Source organism: Duganella alba, from assembly GCF_009674495.1.
GTDB lineage: Bacteria > Pseudomonadota > Gammaproteobacteria > Burkholderiales > Burkholderiaceae_D > Rugamonas > Rugamonas alba.
In genome coordinates this window covers 63,043-79,443 of the sequence record NZ_WKJN01000010.1, presented here as the reverse complement: position 1 = coordinate 79,443, position 16,401 = coordinate 63,043, and the positions used below count along the sequence as shown (strand labels likewise).

Here is a 16,401-nt window from a genome sequence, read left to right as displayed (position 1 = left end):
CCGAATTCATTTTTACCGAAGCCTAAGCTGGCAGTAGCGCGTGCAGGCTTGAGACCTGCACGCCCATCGAACCTGGACAACGTGAAGGATCTTTATGCAGATCGGAATGATAGGACTGGGGCGCATGGGCGCCAATATGGTTTGGCGTCTGGCGGCGGCGGGGCACCACAGCGTGGCCTATGCGCGTCATGCGGAGACGGTGAACGCCGTGCTGCGCGAAGGAGTCACCGGCGCGTCGTCGCTGGAGGATCTGGTCTCCAAGCTGGAGACGCCGCGCGTGCTGTGGCTGATGGTGCCGGCCGGCGCGGTCGACTCCACGCTGGATATCCTGAAGCCGTTGCTGTCGCCGGGCGACATCATCATCGACGGCGGCAATTCGCATTACCACGACGATATTCGTCGCAGCGCGCAACTGAAGGAACAGCAGCTGCATTACGTCGACGTCGGCACCAGCGGCGGCACGCATGGCCTGACGCGCGGCTACTGCCTGATGATCGGCGGCGAGCCGGATGTGGTCAAGCATCTGGAGCCGATTTTCTCCACGCTGGCGCCGGGCCACGATGCGGCAACGCCGACGCCGGGCCGCGACAAGCCGGGCAGCAGCGCCGAACAGGGCTTCCTGCATTGCGGTCCGAATGGCGCCGGCCACTTCGTCAAGATGGTCCACAACGGCATCGAGTACGGCATCATGGCCGCCTATGCGGAGGGACTCAATATTCTGCGTCATGCGAACATCGGCAAGCAGGAACAGGAAGTCGATGCCGAGACCACGCCGCTGCGCCATCCGGAGCATTACCAGTATGACCTGGACCTGGGCGAGATCAGCGAGCTATGGCGACGCGGCAGCGTGATCAGCTCCTGGCTGCTGGACCTGACCGCCGACGCGCTGCTCCAGGACCCACATCTGGAGGCCTACGCCGGCCGCGTGTCCGATTCGGGCGAAGGCCGCTGGACCATCGCCGCCGCCATCGATGAAGGCGTGCCGGTGCCTGTACTGAGCAACGCCCTGTTCGAGCGATTCAGCTCGCGCGGCAATGCGGAATTCGCCGGCAAGGTGCTGTCGGCGATGCGCGCCGGTTTTGGCGGCCACGCCGAGAAGCCGCACAAGACAGGGAATGCGTGATGCCTGACGATATCGTCTTTCTGGTTGATTGCGACAACACGCTGCTGGACAACGACCGTGTCCAGAGCGATTTGCGTGAGCATCTGGAAAAGGAATTCGGCGCCGAGGCGCGCGACCGTTACTGGAGCATCTACACGGAGCTGTTCGCGCAACTCGGCTATGCCGATTACCTGGGCGCGTTGCAGCGCTACCGCATCGACGCCATGAACGATCCCAAGCTGCTGCTGATGGCGGGCTGGCTGATGAACTACCGCTTTGCGGATCGGCTGTATCCCGGCGCGCTGGACGTCATCAAGCATCTGCGGCAGTGGGGCAAGGTGGTGATCCTGTCGGATGGCGACGTGGTGTTCCAGCCGCGTAAGGTGGAGTATTCGGGCCTGTGGGATGCGGTGGAAGGCAATGTGCTGATCTACATCCACAAGGAGACCATGCTGGAGCACATCGAGCGTGCCTATCCGGCGCGCCGCTACGTCATGATCGACGATAAGGTGCGTATTCTGGCTTCCATGAAGCAGGGCTGGGGCGACCGCTTGACCACTGTGTTTCCGCGTCAGGGACATTATGCCGTCGCGCCGGATGTCGCCGGTTATACCACGCCGGATCTTGCGGTCGATCGCATCGCGGACTTGTTGAACTATGATTTGCCGGCGTTTGCCGGCCTTGAAAAGGAGACATCGTCATGAATCCTGCATTGCATCTGCGCCAGCTGGGGCAAGCCCTTTGGCTGGACAATATCACGCGCGGGCTGCTCACCAGCGGCACGCTGAAGAAGTACATTGATGATTACGAGATCGCCGGGCTGACGTCCAATCCCAGCATCTTCGAGGCGGCCATTCATGGCGCTGATTTTTACGACGAGGCGATACGCAGCAGGACTACGGCTGGCGTGAAGGGCGAACAGCTGTTCCTGGAGCTGGCGCTGGAGGATCTGCAAAACGCGGCTGATCTGTTCCTGCCGATGCATCAGTCGTCACAGGGTATGGACGGCTGGGTGTCGATGGAGGTGTCGCCATTGCTGGTGCATGACGCAGAGGGCACGTTGCGCGAGGCGCGGGCGTTGCACGAACGTTTGCAGCGGCCGAATGCGTTCATCAAGATTCCGGGCACCGCGGAGGGCGTGAAGGCGATTGAGGAGGCTATCTTTGCGGGCATTCCGGTCAACGTGACGCTGCTGTTCTCGCGCGAGCAGTACCTGGCGGCGGAGGAGGCTTATCTGCGTGGCGTGCAGCGGCGCGTTGATGCTGGTCTTGATCCGAAAGTGGCGTCGGTGGCGTCGTTGTTCGTCAGCCGTTGGGATACGGCGGTCAAGGACAAGGTGCCGGCGGAGTTGAAGAACAAGCTGGGGATTGCGGTGGCGCGGCACACATATGCGGCGTACCGCGAGCTGCTGGCGTCGCCGAAGTGGCGCAAGCTGGCGGAGGCGGGCGCCTTGCCGCAGCGCTTGTTGTGGGCGAGTACCGGGACCAAGGATCCGGCGGCGTCGGATGTTTTGTATGTGGAGTCGTTGACGGCGCCGCATACCATTAACACGGTGCCGGAGAAGACGTTGCTGGCGTTTGCGGACCATGGTGTCGTGAATGGCAGCATGCCGCCGGAAGGTGGGGATGCGGAGAGGGTATTGAAGCAGTTTGGCGAGGCGGGGATTGATGTTGGGGCGCTGGCGGCGCAGCTTCAGACCGAGGGCGCGGAGGCGTTCAGCAAGTCGTGGAAGCAGTTGCTGGATGTGATTGCGGAAAAAGGTAAAGCCTGAGCCGTCATTCCGCATCAGCGGACCGCCGCGTAGGCGGCACGGTCCGCCGATGCGGTCCATGCTTTGCATCTGCGGCGGCGAAGCATAGATTCCCGCCGGCGCGGCGGTCGCCGATGCGGAACGACGGGGACTATGCGTTGCGGGCCAGGACTGCGTGGGCCAGCAGGCAGACGTTCTCCACGCTGAAGCCGTACTCGCGCAGTACGCGCTCGCCCGGCGCCGAGGCGCCGAAACGGTCGATGCCCAGCACGTCGCCGCGCGTGCCGACGTAGCGATGCCAGCCTTGCGTGGCGCCGGCTTCAATCGCCAGCCGCGCGGTCAGCGCTGGCGGCAGCACCTGGTCGCGATATTCCTGCGACTGCTGGTCGAACAACTCCCAGCTCGGCATCGATACCACGCGTGCACGCACATTGTCCGCATGTAGCTTGGCTTGCGCTTCCAGCGCCAGGTGTACCTCGGAACCAGTGGCGATCAGCACGATCTGCGCTTCGCCGCCTTCCGCTTCGCTCAGCACGTAGGCGCCGCGCTGCAAGCCGTCGGCCGGCGCGAATTTGGCTCGGTCCAGCGTAGGCAGATGCTGGCGCGTCAGCACCAGCACCACCGGCTGGCCGGCCGATTGAACGGCAACCCGCCATGCTGCCGCCGTTTCGTTGGCATCGGCCGGCCGGATCACCACCAGTCCCGGCATGGCGCGCATGCTGGCCAGATGTTCGATCGGCTGGTGCGTCGCGCCATCTTCGCCCAGGGCGATGCTGTCGTGCGTGAACACATACACCACCTGCAATCCCATCATGGCCGACAGGCGCATGGCAGGCCGCAGATAATCGGCAAACACCAGGAAGGTGGCGGTGAACGGCAGCGCGCCGCCGTGCGCGGCCAGGCCGTTGCTGATGGCCGCCATCGCATGCTCGCGCACACCGAAGTGGATATTGCGGCCGGCGCGGCTCCAGCCGCCGCCATTCGAACCCTGGCGGTCGCCGGCTTCCTCGGCGCCGGGTGGGCTGTCCGGCTGGAAGTCGCCGAAGCCGGTCAGCGCGGTGAAGGTGGACGGGTCCAGGTCGGCCGAACCGCCGATCAGCGCCGGCAGTTTGGCGGCGATGGCGTTGGCCACCTTGCCGGCGGCGGTGCGTGTCGCCACGCCCTTGGCGTCGGCCGGGAACACGGGAATGTCGGCATCCCAGCCTGCAGGCAGGCCGCTGGTGCCGCCTTCCATCAGCTGATGCAGTTCCTGCGCCAGTTCCGGGAAGGCCTGCGCATAGGCGTCCATGCGGTCGCGCCATTCGGCTTCGCTGTGGCCGCCGCGCGCACCGGCCGTCGCATAGGCCATGCGCGCTTCCTCGGGAATCAGGAAGGCCGGCTGTTCCGGCCAGCCCAGCGCACGCTTGGTCAATGCCACTTCGTCGGCGCCCAGCGGCGAGCCGTGGGCGTCGATCTTGTCCTGTTTATTTGGCGAGCCATAGCCCAGATGGCTGCGCACCAGGATCAGCGACGGCTTGTGCACCTCGGCGCGCGCGGTGGCCAGCGCCTGTTCGATGGCCTCGATGTTGTTGGCGTCGTCCACCGTCTGCGTATGCCAGCCGTAGGCGGCAAAGCGCGCGGCGCGGTCCTCGCTGAAGGTCATGTCGGCGCCGGCCGACAGCGTGACCTGATTGTCGTCATACAGGTAAATCAGCTTGCCCAGCTTCAGGTGGCCGGCCAGCGACGCCGCTTCCGACGCCACGCCTTCCATCAGGTCGCCGTCGCTGACGATGCCGTAGGTGTGGTGGTCGATCACATTGTGTCCGGGACGGTTATAGCGCGCCGCCAGGCTGGCTTCGGCGATGGCCATGCCGACACCGTTGGCGAAGCCCTGGCCCAGCGGCCCGGTGGTCACTTCCACGCCGGGCGTGACGCCGCGTTCCGGATGGCCGGGCGTGATGCTGTCCCACTGGCGGAATTGCTGCAGCTGCTCCAGCGGCAGCTCGTAGCCGCTCAGGTGCAGCAGGCTGTAAAGCAGCGCCGAGCCGTGGCCGGCCGACAGCACGAAGCGGTCGCGGTCGAACCAGTGCGGATTGGCGGGATGGTGTTTGAGGAAGCGCGTCCACAGCACATAGGCCATGGGCGCGGCGCCAAGCGGCAGGCCGGGATGGCCGCTGTTGGCTTTTTGTACCATGTCGACACTGAGGAAACGCAGGGTGTCGATATTGCGTTGATCGCTGGAGTTCATGCGTGAGTCCTTCAAGGGAAGTCTCTCACAACAGTAGCGCCGGTGGGCGCGCCGCTCTGTGCGGCACGCCACTTAGCAAGTCAGCTTCCTAGAAGCAGTGTTCCAGCGCCGGGAAGCTGCCGTCCTTGACGGCGCTGACGTAGGCGGTGATGGCAGCGTCGATGCTGGTCTGGCCGTCCATGAAGTTCTTCACGAAGCGCGCCTTGCGGCCTGGGAAAACGCCCAGCAGATCGTGCATCACCAGCACCTGGCCGGAGCAGTCCGGACCCGCGCCGATGCCGATGGTGGGAATCGACAGCAGCTCGGTGACTTCCTTGCCCAGCGCCGAAGGAATCGCCTCCAGCACCACCAGCGAGGCGCCGGCGGCCTGCATCTTCAGGCAGTCGGTTTTCAGCAGGTCGGCGCTTTCGGTGGTCTTGCCCTGCACCTTGTAGCCGCCCAGCTGGTGCACCGATTGCGGCGTCAGGCCGAGGTGGGCGCAGACCGGAATCGCGCGGTCGGTCAGGAACTTGACGGTGTCGGCCAGCCAGGCGCCGCCTTCGATCTTGATCATGTGAGCGCCGGCCTGCATCACCTGCACGGCGTTGGCGTAGGCGGTTTCCGGCGTGCCGTAGGCGCCGAACGGCAGGTCGGCGACGATCATCGCCGACTTCGTGCCGCGCGCCACGGAGGCGGTGTGGTAGGCGATGTCGTTGACGGTGACCGGCAGGGTCGAGGTGTAGCCGGCGCAGACCATGCCCAGCGAATCGCCGATCAGCAGGATCTCGACGCCGCAGCGGTCCATCAGCGAGGCGAAGCTGGCGTCGTAGCAGGTCAGCATGGTGATCTTCTCGCGCGCGGCGTGCAGCGCTTGCAGCGTGTTGACCGTGACGGCCTTGTTGGCCGCCTTGGCGGGGGCCGGTGCAGGTGCGGTGGCGTCGGCAGGCTTTTGGCCCGCGGCCAGTTCGTTTCCTTGCAGGTATCCAGACATGATAAATCCTTTACTTTAAATCGGGCGGATGCCCTGGTCCGCCACGCCGGCCGCGTATTGCGCCGCCGGACCGTGGCCGGGTATATGGATGGACGGCGCGATCTCCAGTAGCGGCACCAGCACGAAGGCGCGCTCGGTCATGCGGGGATGTGGCACCGTCAGCGTGGCGCTGTCGATGATGGAATCGCCGTACAGCAGCAGGTCGAGGTCCAGCGTGCGCGGGGCGTTGCGGTAAGGCCGTTCGCGGCCGTGCGCCTGTTCGATGGCGTGCAGCGCCTGCAGCAGGGCTTCGGCGTCCAGCGTGGTGGCGATGCGGGCGACGGCGTTGATGTAGTCGTCGCCGCTGGAGTCGATCGGCGCGGTGCGGTACAGGCCCGACGCCGTCATCAGCGTGCAGCCGGGCTGGCGTTGCAGGCGTTCCAGCGCATCGAGCACGTTGGCGCGGGCCTCGCCCAGGTTGGCGCCGATGCCGATGTAGGCGATGGTGAAGGCGAATGGCGCCTTGTCGTCCTGCAGCGTTGCCGGTCCGACGCCGGCGCTGATTGCGGTTTTCATGATGCGGTGTGAAGCTTAGTCCGGGCCGCCATCGTGGGCGGGAGCCGGGCTGTCGGCGCCTTCGCCACGGCCGCTGCGGTTACGGCCGCCGCGACGCGGGCCGCGCTTGCGCTTGGCGCCGCCGGTGCCGGAGCCGCCTTCGCCGCCGCTGTTGCCGCCACCGCCGCCGACAGGACGGCCCACCGATGCGATCAGCTCTTCGCGGGTGATTTCATCGCCCTCGTAGAACGCGGTCCACCAGTCGCCGATTTCAGCGTCGATTTCGCCGGAGGCGCAGCGCAGCAGCAGGAAGTCATAGCCGGCGCGGAAGCGCAGGTGTTCCAGCAGCTTGTGCGGCGCCTTGCCGGTGCGGCGCTCGAAGCGCGGTTGCATCGACCAGATGTCGCGCATGTCGGTGCCGATCTTGCGCTGCAAGGCCAGCTTCTCGGTCTGCGAATCGAGCACATCGTCGGCCGCCAGGTGCAGCGCCGGGATGGTTTGTTCGCCGGATGCGCGGTAGGCGGTCCACTTTTCCAGCACCTGGTGCCACAGCAGCGATGCGAACAGGAAGCCCGGCGACACGGTCTTGCCGGCGTGGATGCGGGCGTCGGTCGAATCCAGCGCCAGCGTCACGAACTTGACGCCCAGCGGCTGTTCCAGCACCACGTCCAGCAACGGCAGCAGGCCGTGATGCAGGCCTTCCTTGCGCAGTTGCTGCAGGCAGGCCAGCGCGTGGCCGCTCATCAAGAGCTTGAGCATTTCGTCGAACACGCGCGCGGCCGGCACGTTGTTGATCAGCGGCGCCATCACCTTGATCGGCGCGCCGGTTTCCGGCTCGATCGAGAATTTCAGCTTGGCGGCGAAGCGCACCACGCGCAGCATGCGCACCGGGTCTTCGCGGTAGCGCGCTTCCGGCACGCCGATGATGCGCAGCGTTTTCGCGCGGATGTCCTCGATGCCGCCGTGGTAGTCCAGCACCTGCTGGTTGGCCGGGTTGTAGTACATGGCGTTGATGGTGAAGTCGCGGCGTTCCGCGTCTTCCGCCTGCGAGCCGAAGGTGTTGTCGCGCAGGACGCGGCCATGTTCATCCTTCGGCGCGTTGGCCGAGGTGGTGCCGCGGAAGGTGGTCACCTCCAGCAGGTCCTGGCCGAACATCACGTGGACGATCTGGAAGCGCTTGCCGATGATGAAGGCGCGGCGGAACAGGCGCTTGACCTGCTCCGGCGTGGCGTTGGTGGCGATGTCGAAGTCTTTCGGTTTGACGCCCAGCAGCAGGTCGCGCACGGCGCCGCCGACCACGAAGGCTTCGTAGCCGGCTTCCTGCAGGGTGCTGGTGACGCGCACCGCGTTGTTCGACAACAGGCGCGGGTCGATGCCGTGGGCGTCCGGCCCGAGCACCACCGGCGTGTTCGTGTCGCGTGCCGCTTTACTCTTGGTGCCGAGGATTTTGCGGATCAGTTTCTTAATCATTGAATAGGTCAATTAATGGCCAGCCATTCGCGGCGGCGTGCGTTTTCAGTTTTTCGTTGGGGTTGGTCGCCACCGGATGGCTGACGATGGACATCAGCGGCAGGTCGTTGTGCGAGTCGCTGTAGAAGTAGACGGTGTCGAAGTCTTCCAGCGTTTTCCCCATTTTTTCCAGCCACGCCTTGGTATGCACGATCTTGCCCGGTCCCTGGGTCGGCGTGCCAAGCAGCTTGCCGGTCAGGTTGCCGTCGGCGTCCAGTTCCGGCATCGCCGCGATCAGGTGCTCCACGCCTAGCGCCTTGGCGATCGGCGCGGTCACGAAGTGGTTGGTGGCGGTGACGATGGCCACCAGGTCGCCGGCGTCGGCGTGCTTTTTCAACAGCGCGCGCGCGGCCGGATGCAGCGCCGGCGTGACCACTTCGGCCATGTACTGCGCGTGCATCGCGTCGAGCTGCGGGCGCGGGAAGCGCGCCAGCGTGCCCAGCGTGAACTCCAGGTATTCTACCGGATCGAGCGTGCCGGCCTGGTATTGGGCGAAGAACTCCCTGTTGCGGCGGTCGTATTCGACGGCGTCGACGGCGCCGGTGCGCACCAGGAACTGGCCCCATTCGAAGTCGGAGTCGATCGGCAGCAGGGTGTGGTCGAGGTCAAAAAGGGCGAGATTCATCATTCTTTCGCTTCCGCCTGCAACCACTCGCGCAGCAGCGGCAGAGTGATCGGGCGTTGGGTTTCAAGGGAATACTGGTCCAGCGAGTCGAGGATGGTCGACAGCGACCGCATGTCGCGCTGGAAGTGCGACAGCAGGTAGGGTATCACGCCGGCCGACAGCGTCAAGCCGCGGGCGGTGGCGGCGGCGGCCAGCGCGGCGCTCTTTTCGTCGTCGGTCAGACCGTGGATCTGGTAGATCAGGCCCCAGCCCATGCGCGTGCGCAGGTCTTCGCGCACCGGCAGCACGGCCGGCGCCACGTTGCCGCTGCAGACCATGAAGGCGTTGTTGGCGCGGATTTCGTTAAACAGCGCGAAAGCGTCGATCTGCGCCACCGGCGACAGCTTTTCGCAGTCGTCCAGCAGGTACAGGTCCACTTCCGGCGAGTAGACGAATTCGGACTCGATCGAGAACGGCGAGATGTAGCGCGCGCGCGCCTGTTCGGCCTCGGCGCCGCAGCTGGCCAGGGCTTTCAGCAGGTGGGACTTGCCGACGCCGACCGCGCCCCACAGGTAGGCGAAGTGCTCGCGCGAGCTGCGATCGGCGAACTGCTTCATCAGCGCTGCCGCTTCGGCATTCTGTCCCACCTCGAACGATGCGAGGCTGTGCGTTGGTTCCGCGCCTAAATCGAGCACCAGTTGTTTCATGGCGTTCGCCTTGTGGTCTTTTGCATAACGTTTATCTGTTTCACATCATGCATTATAGAAGCTGCTGCTCAGATAGTGGCGGCGCAGGTGGTTGAAGGCCACCATCAGCACCGCCGACGCGGGCAGCGCCAGCAGCACGCCGACAAAGCCGAACAGCTGGCCGAACGCCAGCAGGGCGAAGATCACCGCCAGCGGATGCAGGCCGATGCGCTCGCCCACCAGGCGCGGCGTCAGGAAGAAGCCTTCCAGCACCTGGCCGATGCCGTAGATGACGGCCACGGCGATCAGGCCGCTCCAGTCGGAGAACTGCAGCACCGCCGAGATCAGCGCCAGCACCAGGCCCAGGCCGAAGCCGAGGTAGGGAATGAACACCAGCAGGCCGGTGATGATGCCGACCGGCAGGGCGACGTCGAAGCCGGCAATCGCCAGCGCCACCGAGTAGTAAATCGCCAGCACCAGCATCACCAGCAGCTGGCCGCGCAGGTACTGGGCCAGCAGCAGGTCGACTTCGCGCGCCATGGCCATGGTCGGCACGATGTAGCGGCGCGGCACGCAGCCGGCCACGCGGCCCAGCATCGCCGGCCAGTCCAGCAGCAGGTAGAACAGCACCACGGGGATCAGGGTCAGCGTCGCCAGCCAGCCCAGCACGGCGGTGCCGCCGACCCGGGCGGAATTCAAGACGGCGGCCCAGATGGCGTCGCCGCTGGCGGCCATCTGTTCGGCGGCCAGCTGCTTGATGCCGGCGCTGTCCACGCGCACCTTGATGCCGAGGTCTTGCAGGCGCGGCGCCAGCAGGTCGTTGGCTTTGGCCAGGAAGGCCGGGATCTGTGCCTGCAGCAGCGGAATCTCTTTTTGCAGCACCGGCACCACGATCAGCACCATGGCGATCAGGGCGGCGAAGAACAGCACCACGACGATGGTCACCGACAGCGCGCGCGGCATGGTGAGGCGGCGGCCGAAGCGGATGCGGTCCAGGCGGTCGACGCCGGGATTGAGCGCATAGGCGAAAATGGCGGCCGCCAGGAACGGCGTCAGCACCGGGCCGAGGGTAATCAACAGGAACAGAAATGCCGCCCACACCGCCAGCCAGAATGCCGTTTGCTTTTGCTCTAACGAGAGGGGAAATGGCATGAAGGTGAATTCGATGGTTAAAAAGGCGGTTGGACGGGGCAATTTTGATAAAATAGCGGATTGACCGGGTTGTTGCGCTGATTTTGCGTATTTTCATGCGATTTTGGCATGGAAATAGCACACAGCAGGTCTCCGCCTTCTATTTTACCGCCTCCGCTGCGAAATACACCATGAGCCAAACTTCAAATGTTTCCCTGTCCTACCGTGACGCCGGCGTCGATATCGACGCGGGTGACGCCTTAGTCGAAGCGATCAAGCCGTTTGCCAAGCGCACCCTGCGCGAAGGCGTGATGGGGGGCTTGGGCGGTTTTGGCGCCATGTTCGAGATCAGCAAAAAGTACAAGGAGCCGGTCCTGGTGTCCGGCACCGACGGCGTGGGCACCAAGCTGAAGCTGGCGTTTGAGCTGAACCGCCACGACACGGTCGGCATCGACCTGGTGGCGATGAGCGTCAACGACATCCTGGTGCAGGGCGCCGAGCCGCTGTTCTTCCTCGACTACTTCGCTTGCGGCAAGCTGGACGTGGCGATCGCCACCGACGTCATCAAGGGCATCGCCCAGGGTTGCGAACAGGCCGGCTGCGCGCTGATCGGCGGCGAAACCGCTGAAATGCCATCGATGTACCCGGCCGGCGAGTACGACCTGGCCGGCTTCGCGGTCGGCGCGGTGGAAAAATCGAAAATCATCGACGGCACCAAGATCGCTCCGGGCGACGTGGTGCTGGGCCTGGCCTCGTCGGGCGTGCACTCGAACGGCTACTCGCTGGTGCGCAAGATCATTGAAGTGTCGAAGCCGGACCTGGAAGGCGACTTCCACGGCCGCAAGCTGGCCGACGTGCTGATGCAGCCGACCCGCATCTACGTCAAGCCGCTGCTGGCGCTGATGGAGTCGCTGGAAGTCAAAGGCATGGTGCACATCACCGGCGGCGGTCTGGTGGAAAACATCCCGCGCGTGCTGCAGCCTGGCCTGGTGGCCGAGCTGGACGGCAAATCGTGGACCATGCCGCCGCTGTTCCAGTGGCTGCAACAGCACGGCGGCGTGGCTGACGCCGAGATGCACCGCGTGTTCAACTGCGGCATCGGCATGACCGTGATCGTCTCGCAGGAGAACGCGGCAGCCGCCATTGCGCAGCTGGAAGCGGCTGGCGAAACCGTCTACACCATCGGCAAAATCCGCGCCCGCGTGGGTGACGAGCACCAGACCATCGTCGTGTAAGCTGTCGTATGCGCCGAAAAAGCGGACCGCGCCCCGGCGTCGTCCGCTTTTTTTATTGGGAGAAAAGAATGGATAGGCAGGCGCTGGTGGAAGCGTTGATAAGGCAATTGCCTGGCTTGCTGGCTGTCTATGTGTTCGGCAGTCGTGCTAATGGGGAAGCGCGCGCCGACAGCGACCTCGATCTGGCTGGCGCGCGCCGGACTGCTCGAAGATATCGAACGCGAACGGCGGGTATATGGTCGACGACGTCATCATTAACAAAGCCGCTTCCATAGAGCGCTGCGTGGACCGTGCTCGTGAAGAGTATTTCAAAGATCCTTCGACATTTGGTGCCGATTACACCCGTCAGGATGCCGCGATCCTGAATATCCAGCGCGCGTGGCGCGACGTGTGACTGGGTTCATCGCGACGTCACATCTGTCTGGCATACTGCCGGGCATGAAAAATTTACTTGCTCTCTTGCTGGCGCTTGCCGCCGGCGCGGCGGCCGCGCAGCCGGCCCATCCTGTCATCCTGGTGTCGATGGACGGTTTCCGTCCGGATTATCTGGAACGCGGCGTCACGCCGAACCTGAACCGGCTGGCGGCCGGCGGTGCGCGCGCGGTGGCGATGCGGCCGTCGTTTCCATCGGTGACGTTCCCGAATCACTACACGCTGGTCACCGGCATGCGGCCCGATCATCACGGCATCGTTGATAATGTGATGAACGATGCGGCCATTTCCGACAAGCGTTTTACGATGAGCAATAGCGAAGCGGTGGTCGACCGCCGCTGGTGGGACCAGGCCGAACCGGTGTGGGTGACGGCCGAGCGCAACGGCGTCCGCAGCGGCACCATGTTCTGGCCCGGCTCGGAAGCGGCGATCCATGGCGTGCGCCCGACGCTGGCGCCCAAGTTCGACGGCAAGTTGCCGGCAACCGCGCGCGTCGATACGCTGCTGTCGTGGCTGGACCGGCCGGCCGGGGAGCGCTTCGGCTTCATGACCTTGTATTTCGATGATGTCGACCACGCCGGCCACGAGTTCGGCCCGGCCGCCGCCCAGACCACCGAGGCGGTGGCGCTGGTCGACCAGGCCATCGGCCGTCTGCTGGCAGGGCTGGCGGCGCGCCACATCGAGGCCGACATCGTGATCGTCTCCGACCACGGCATGGCGCCGGTCAGCGCCGAGCGCGTGATCCGCATGCAGACCCTGCTGCCGGAAGGCAGCTATGAGGACGTCGCCAGCGGCTCCTACGCCACCATCAATCCAGCGCCGGGCCGCGGCGAACAACTGGCCGCAGCGTTGCTGATACCGCAGGAGCACATGCAGTGCTGGCGCAAGGAAGAGATTCCGGCGCGGCTGGCTTACGGCCACAATGCGCGCGTGCCGGCCTTCCTATGCCTGGCCGAGCCGGGCTGGAGCATCGTCTTCAACGACAAGAGCGCGGCCAAGGTCAAGGGTGGCAAGCACGGCTACGACAACGCGGCGCCGGAGATGGAAGCGACCTTCATCGCCGCCGGCCCGTCGTTCAAGCCGGGCGTGGTGTTGCCCGAATTCGACAACGTCGACGTCTATCCGCTGGTGATGCACCTGCTGGATGTGGCGCCGCTGCCTTCCGACGGCGACCTCACGCCGCTGCTGCCGGCGCTGGTGCAGTAGCCGATTAACGCGGCGGCGGTGGCGGGCCGCCGTCCGGCATGGCGGCGAGCACGTCGCCCATCTTGTGGCAGACGCCGCTGATGGTGTCGCCGTGGCGGCCGGCGAACTTCACCTTGTCGCCTTCCGCCTTGCCCTTGCAGGCGGCGACCGCTTCCGGCGGCGGCCCTTTGGGCGGACCGTCCGGCGGCGGGCTGTTCTGCGCCGAGGCGCTCAACGCGCAGCCGGCCAGCGCCGACCACAGCATCCAATGCTTGAGTACTTTCATGAAAACTCCCGATAACAATGCGTGAGCCGCCATTGTCCGGCGGCCTGCTGTTAGTTGCGGTCAAGGCGCTGTAAAGCGCGGTAAAGCACTACAGCGATTCCAGCCGCTTCAGGGCATTGGCATCACCGGGATGCAGTTCCAGCACGCGCTGGTAGGCCTGCTTGGCTGCCGCACGCTCGCCGTTGACCAGCCAGGCTTCGCCCAGGCTGTCCTGGGCGTTGGCGCTGCGTGGGAAGCGCTCGGCGGTGAAGCGCAGCACCGCCAGCGCATCGGCGGCGCGGCCGGTGGACAGCAGGCGGTAGCCCCAATCGTTCAGTTCATTTTCCTGCCACGGCTGGTCCGGATAGCGGCGCTCGATGTCGGCGGCGGCGCTGGCGATCTGGCCGAAGCCGCGTTCCTCCAGCGCGATGCGCAAGCCGGGCACGCCGGACAGCGGCAGCTGCGGAATGTACAGCGACGCCAGTTTGTCGATCAGGTCTTCCGGAAAACTGCCGGTGAGGTTGGTCAGGATGATGACGCCGACGCCGTCCTCCGGATACAGGAAGAAGCCGGCGCGGCCGCCGCCCGTCATGCCGACCGCGCGGTGGCTGCCGCGTTGCAGCACCTGCCAGCCCATCGCCCACTGGCCCATGCCGCCATCGTTGAAGGCGACCGGCCGCCACATGGCGGCCAGGCTGGCATCGTTCAGCAGCTTGTGCTGTTGCAGGGCGATCAGCCAGTGCGCCATGTCGGCGGCGCTGCTGTTCATGCCGGCGGCGGCGCGGCGGAACGGCAGGAAGCGTTCCGAGACGGCGGTCAGCGTGCTGGCATCGGTGGCCGACGGCGCCGGGTAGCCCTGCACCTTGGCACCGGTCCATTGCCAGCGGTAGGTCGGCGCGCGCTTCGGGATGACGGTGTAGGCGTCGCCATACGCGGTGTGGGTCATGCCGGCGATGCGCAGCTGTTCTTCCGCCAGCGGCGCATTCGGCGCGCGGCCTTCCAGCTGGTTGACGATGCGCTGGATTAGCATGTAGTTGGTCTGGCAGTAGTGGAAGCGCTCGCCCGGCTTGAACAGGATGGTTTGTTCGCGCAGCCAGCGCCAGGCCGCCTCCTCGTCGGTTTCCACAGTGGGCGCGCGGGTGATGTCGGGCAGGCCGGACATATGGCTCAATAGCTGGCGGATGGTGACGGCGCGCCATGCCGGCGGCAGGTCAGGCAGGTACTGGTCCACCGGTGCGGACAGGTCGAGCCGGCCCAGTTCCACCTGCTTCATCGCGGCCACGCCGGTGAACGCCTTGGTGATCGAGTTGATGGAGAACACGGTGTCGTCGGCCACCGGCACGCCGAATTCCACGCTGGCGGTGCCGTAGTTGCGCGCCAGGACGATCTGCCCGTCCTTGACCACCGCCACCGATAGGCCGGGGATGCGCAGGCGCTGCATTTGCGCGGTCAGATAGCGGTCGGCTTCGGCCGCCGGCGTTTGCGCGGCGGCGTGCATGACCAGGGTCAGGCTGGACAACGCCAGCAGGGTGCGAAGTCGTTTCATGGTCAACGCTTGAGGATTTTTTCCACCGGCGCCGGACGCAGGCGGAACGCGTCCGGCATGCCGGAACCCAGCAGCGGCCGCAAATACATGCGGAAGGCGTCGGTAACGTCGGTGCCGCTGGCGCTGATGAACTCGTCCTCCATCACGCGCGTCTTGCCGGCCACGGCGCTCAGGGGCAGCAGCTCGTAGTCGACCGAATAGAAGCCGGTGCGCTTGATCGCCACCGAACCATCGCGGTCGCCCCACATGGCGAACTGCACGGCTTTCTCGCCGACCTCGCGCGCTTCGCGCTGGTCCACGTCCGACACGCAGCCGATGAAGGAACGCTGCAGATAGCCGAAGGTGTCGCCGCGCACGCGCTTGATGCCGAGCCGGGCCTTGATCTCGTCGCACAGCAAGTCGGCCAGCGCGCCGGTGCCGGACAGCTGCACGTTGCCGTGCGCATCGCGCTCCACTTCCTTGGCCAGCAGCGAGGCGATCGCTTCGCCGGAGGCGTCGTGGATGCCTTCGGATACGGCGATCACGCAGCGGCCGAAGCGCGTGTACGTGGCTTGCACATCGGCCAGGAACTGCTCCAGCGAGAACACCCGCTCCGGCAGGTAGATCAGGTGCGGGCCGTCGTCCGGAAACTTCTTGCCCAGCGCCGCGGCGGCGGTCAGGAAGCCGGCATGCCGCCCCATCACCACGCCCACGTAGACGCCGGGCAGGGCCGCGTTGTCGAGATTGGCGCCGGCAAAGGCCTGGGCCACGAAGCGCGCCGCCGACGGGAAGCCCGGCGTGTGGTCGCTGCCGACCAGGTCGTTATCGATGGTCTTGGGAATGTGGATGCAGCGTAGCGCGTAGTTGGCGGCCTGCGCCTGTTCGCTGACGATGCGCACGGTGTCCGACGAATCGTTGCCGCCGATGTAGTAGAACTGTTCGATCTGGTGCGCACACAGCACCTTGAAGATCTCGGCGCAGTAGGCCGCGTCCGGCTTGTCGCGGGTGGAACCCAATGCGGAAGAGGGCGTGGCAGCCACCAGCTCCAGGTTCTGGCTGGTTTCGCGGGTCAGGTCGACCAGCTCCTCGTTGACGATGCCACGCACGCCGTGCATGGCGCCGTAGACCCGCGTGACGTCGCGGAAGCGGCGCGCTTCCAGCACCACGCCGGCCAGCGACTGGTTGATGACGGCGGTGGGACCGCCTCCCTGTGCGACCAGAATCTTTCCCGATGCCATGCCCGCTC

Annotated in this window: 17 protein-coding genes; 7 read left to right on the top strand and 10 right to left on the bottom strand. The window is 65.5% G+C overall.

Going from position 1 to position 16,401, the window contains the following annotated elements:
- Positions 1–94: 94 nt before the first annotated feature.
- From gnd to tal, 3 genes are read left to right on the top strand one after another with little or no spacing between them, the layout of a single operon-like run.
- Positions 95–1,123 (top strand): phosphogluconate dehydrogenase (NAD(+)-dependent, decarboxylating), encoded by a 1,029-nt coding sequence (gene gnd / locus GJ695_RS12305; RefSeq protein ID WP_154365089.1) that lies wholly within the window; start codon positions 95–97, stop codon positions 1,121–1,123.
- Positions 1,123–1,806, top strand: a complete 684-nt coding sequence (locus GJ695_RS12300) for an HAD family hydrolase (RefSeq protein WP_154365087.1) — start codon at positions 1,123–1,125, stop codon at positions 1,804–1,806. Before gnd ends, GJ695_RS12300 begins: the two co-directional genes overlap by 1 nt.
- Positions 1,803–2,873 (top strand): transaldolase, encoded by a 1,071-nt coding sequence (gene tal / locus GJ695_RS12295; RefSeq protein ID WP_154365085.1) that lies wholly within the window; start codon positions 1,803–1,805, stop codon positions 2,871–2,873. The genes GJ695_RS12300 and tal overlap by 4 nt, the downstream gene beginning before the upstream one ends.
- Positions 2,874–3,003: 130 nt before the next feature.
- On the opposite strand, the gene tkt is transcribed toward tal, so the two are convergent.
- From tkt to GJ695_RS12260, 7 genes are all read right to left on the bottom strand, one after another.
- On the bottom strand, positions 3,004–5,079 hold the full coding sequence (gene tkt, locus GJ695_RS12290; RefSeq protein WP_154365083.1) for a transketolase: 2,076 nt from the start codon (positions 5,077–5,079) through the stop codon (positions 3,004–3,006).
- Between the two features lie 88 nt (positions 5,080–5,167).
- Positions 5,168–6,049, bottom strand: coding sequence for a 3-methyl-2-oxobutanoate hydroxymethyltransferase (gene panB, locus GJ695_RS12285; RefSeq protein ID WP_208023389.1), 882 nt, complete (start codon positions 6,047–6,049; stop codon positions 5,168–5,170).
- A 15-nt stretch (positions 6,050–6,064) separates the two neighbouring features.
- Positions 6,065–6,604, bottom strand: coding sequence for a 2-amino-4-hydroxy-6-hydroxymethyldihydropteridine diphosphokinase (folK, locus tag GJ695_RS12280; protein WP_154365082.1), 540 nt, complete (start codon positions 6,602–6,604; stop codon positions 6,065–6,067).
- A gap of 15 nt (positions 6,605–6,619) precedes the next feature.
- A complete protein-coding gene (gene pcnB / locus GJ695_RS12275; RefSeq protein WP_154365080.1) occupies positions 6,620–8,053 on the bottom strand; it encodes a polynucleotide adenylyltransferase PcnB in 1,434 nt (477 codons plus the stop codon).
- Positions 8,046–8,717: a histidinol-phosphatase gene (locus GJ695_RS12270; protein WP_154365302.1), complete on the bottom strand. Its 672-nt coding sequence runs from the start codon at positions 8,715–8,717 to the stop codon at positions 8,046–8,048. Before GJ695_RS12270 ends, pcnB begins: the two co-directional genes overlap by 8 nt.
- Positions 8,717–9,403, bottom strand: coding sequence for a DnaA regulatory inactivator Hda (gene hda, locus GJ695_RS12265; RefSeq protein WP_154365078.1), 687 nt, complete (start codon positions 9,401–9,403; stop codon positions 8,717–8,719). The genes GJ695_RS12270 and hda overlap by 1 nt, the downstream gene beginning before the upstream one ends.
- Before the next feature lie 45 nt (positions 9,404–9,448).
- Positions 9,449–10,534, bottom strand: coding sequence for an AI-2E family transporter (locus GJ695_RS12260; RefSeq protein ID WP_154365076.1), 1,086 nt, complete (start codon positions 10,532–10,534; stop codon positions 9,449–9,451).
- Between the two features lie 170 nt (positions 10,535–10,704).
- Between GJ695_RS12260 and purM the strand changes: the two genes are divergently transcribed.
- The 4 genes from purM to GJ695_RS12245 are packed head-to-tail and all read left to right on the top strand — an operon-like array spanning position 10,705 to position 13,386.
- Positions 10,705–11,748 (top strand): phosphoribosylformylglycinamidine cyclo-ligase, encoded by a 1,044-nt coding sequence (gene purM / locus GJ695_RS12255; protein ID WP_154365074.1) that lies wholly within the window; start codon positions 10,705–10,707, stop codon positions 11,746–11,748.
- Positions 11,749–11,756: 8 nt separating this feature from the next.
- Complete coding sequence (locus GJ695_RS12250) at positions 11,757–12,023, top strand: nucleotidyltransferase domain-containing protein (protein ID WP_308492684.1); 267 nt, start codon at positions 11,757–11,759, stop codon at positions 12,021–12,023.
- Complete coding sequence (locus GJ695_RS29615) at positions 11,984–12,142, top strand: hypothetical protein (RefSeq protein ID WP_166455124.1); 159 nt, start codon at positions 11,984–11,986, stop codon at positions 12,140–12,142. The genes GJ695_RS12250 and GJ695_RS29615 overlap by 40 nt, the downstream gene beginning before the upstream one ends.
- Before the next feature lie 44 nt (positions 12,143–12,186).
- Positions 12,187–13,386: an alkaline phosphatase family protein gene (locus GJ695_RS12245; protein ID WP_154365072.1), complete on the top strand. Its 1,200-nt coding sequence runs from the start codon at positions 12,187–12,189 to the stop codon at positions 13,384–13,386.
- 4 nt (positions 13,387–13,390) lie between these two features.
- On the opposite strand, the gene GJ695_RS12240 is transcribed toward GJ695_RS12245, so the two are convergent.
- From GJ695_RS12240 to GJ695_RS12230, 3 genes are all read right to left on the bottom strand, one after another.
- Positions 13,391–13,651: a hypothetical protein gene (locus tag GJ695_RS12240; protein ID WP_154365070.1), complete on the bottom strand. Its 261-nt coding sequence runs from the start codon at positions 13,649–13,651 to the stop codon at positions 13,391–13,393.
- 88 nt (positions 13,652–13,739) lie between these two features.
- The gene (locus tag GJ695_RS12235) at positions 13,740–15,176 is read right to left on the bottom strand and encodes a serine hydrolase domain-containing protein (protein ID WP_208023390.1); all 1,437 of its coding nucleotides are present in this window, start codon (positions 15,174–15,176) and stop codon (positions 13,740–13,742) included.
- Between the two features lie 2 nt (positions 15,177–15,178).
- Positions 15,179–16,393 carry a 6-phosphofructokinase gene (locus tag GJ695_RS12230; protein WP_154365068.1) on the bottom strand — a complete coding sequence of 405 codons (1,215 nt, stop codon included), beginning with the start codon at positions 16,391–16,393 and terminating at the stop codon, positions 15,179–15,181.
- Between the last annotated feature and the right edge of the window lie 8 nt (positions 16,394–16,401).

Coding starts and splice junctions, on each gene's coding strand:
- gnd (WP_154365089.1), top strand. CDS start 95: ATGCAGATCGGAATGATAGGACTGGGGCGCATGGGCGCCAATATGGTT.
- GJ695_RS12300 (WP_154365087.1), top strand. CDS start 1,123: ATGCCTGACGATATCGTCTTTCTGGTTGATTGCGACAACACGCTGCTG.
- tal (WP_154365085.1), top strand. CDS start 1,803: ATGAATCCTGCATTGCATCTGCGCCAGCTGGGGCAAGCCCTTTGGCTG.
- tkt (WP_154365083.1), bottom strand. CDS start 5,079: ATGAACTCCAGCGATCAACGCAATATCGACACCCTGCGTTTCCTCAGT.
- panB (WP_208023389.1), bottom strand. CDS start 6,049: ATGTCTGGATACCTGCAAGGAAACGAACTGGCCGCGGGCCAAAAGCCT.
- folK (WP_154365082.1), bottom strand. CDS start 6,604: ATGAAAACCGCAATCAGCGCCGGCGTCGGACCGGCAACGCTGCAGGAC.
- pcnB (WP_154365080.1), bottom strand. CDS start 8,053: ATGATTAAGAAACTGATCCGCAAAATCCTCGGCACCAAGAGTAAAGCG.
- GJ695_RS12270 (WP_154365302.1), bottom strand. CDS start 8,717: ATGAATCTCGCCCTTTTTGACCTCGACCACACCCTGCTGCCGATCGAC.
- hda (WP_154365078.1), bottom strand. CDS start 9,403: ATGAAACAACTGGTGCTCGATTTAGGCGCGGAACCAACGCACAGCCTC.
- GJ695_RS12260 (WP_154365076.1), bottom strand. CDS start 10,534: ATGCCATTTCCCCTCTCGTTAGAGCAAAAGCAAACGGCATTCTGGCTG.
- purM (WP_154365074.1), top strand. CDS start 10,705: ATGAGCCAAACTTCAAATGTTTCCCTGTCCTACCGTGACGCCGGCGTC.
- GJ695_RS12250 (WP_308492684.1), top strand. CDS start 11,757: ATGCGCCGAAAAAGCGGACCGCGCCCCGGCGTCGTCCGCTTTTTTTAT.
- GJ695_RS29615 (WP_166455124.1), top strand. CDS start 11,984: ATGGTCGACGACGTCATCATTAACAAAGCCGCTTCCATAGAGCGCTGC.
- GJ695_RS12245 (WP_154365072.1), top strand. CDS start 12,187: ATGAAAAATTTACTTGCTCTCTTGCTGGCGCTTGCCGCCGGCGCGGCG.
- GJ695_RS12240 (WP_154365070.1), bottom strand. CDS start 13,651: ATGAAAGTACTCAAGCATTGGATGCTGTGGTCGGCGCTGGCCGGCTGC.
- GJ695_RS12235 (WP_208023390.1), bottom strand. CDS start 15,176: ATGAAACGACTTCGCACCCTGCTGGCGTTGTCCAGCCTGACCCTGGTC.
- GJ695_RS12230 (WP_154365068.1), bottom strand. CDS start 16,393: ATGGCATCGGGAAAGATTCTGGTCGCACAGGGAGGCGGTCCCACCGCC.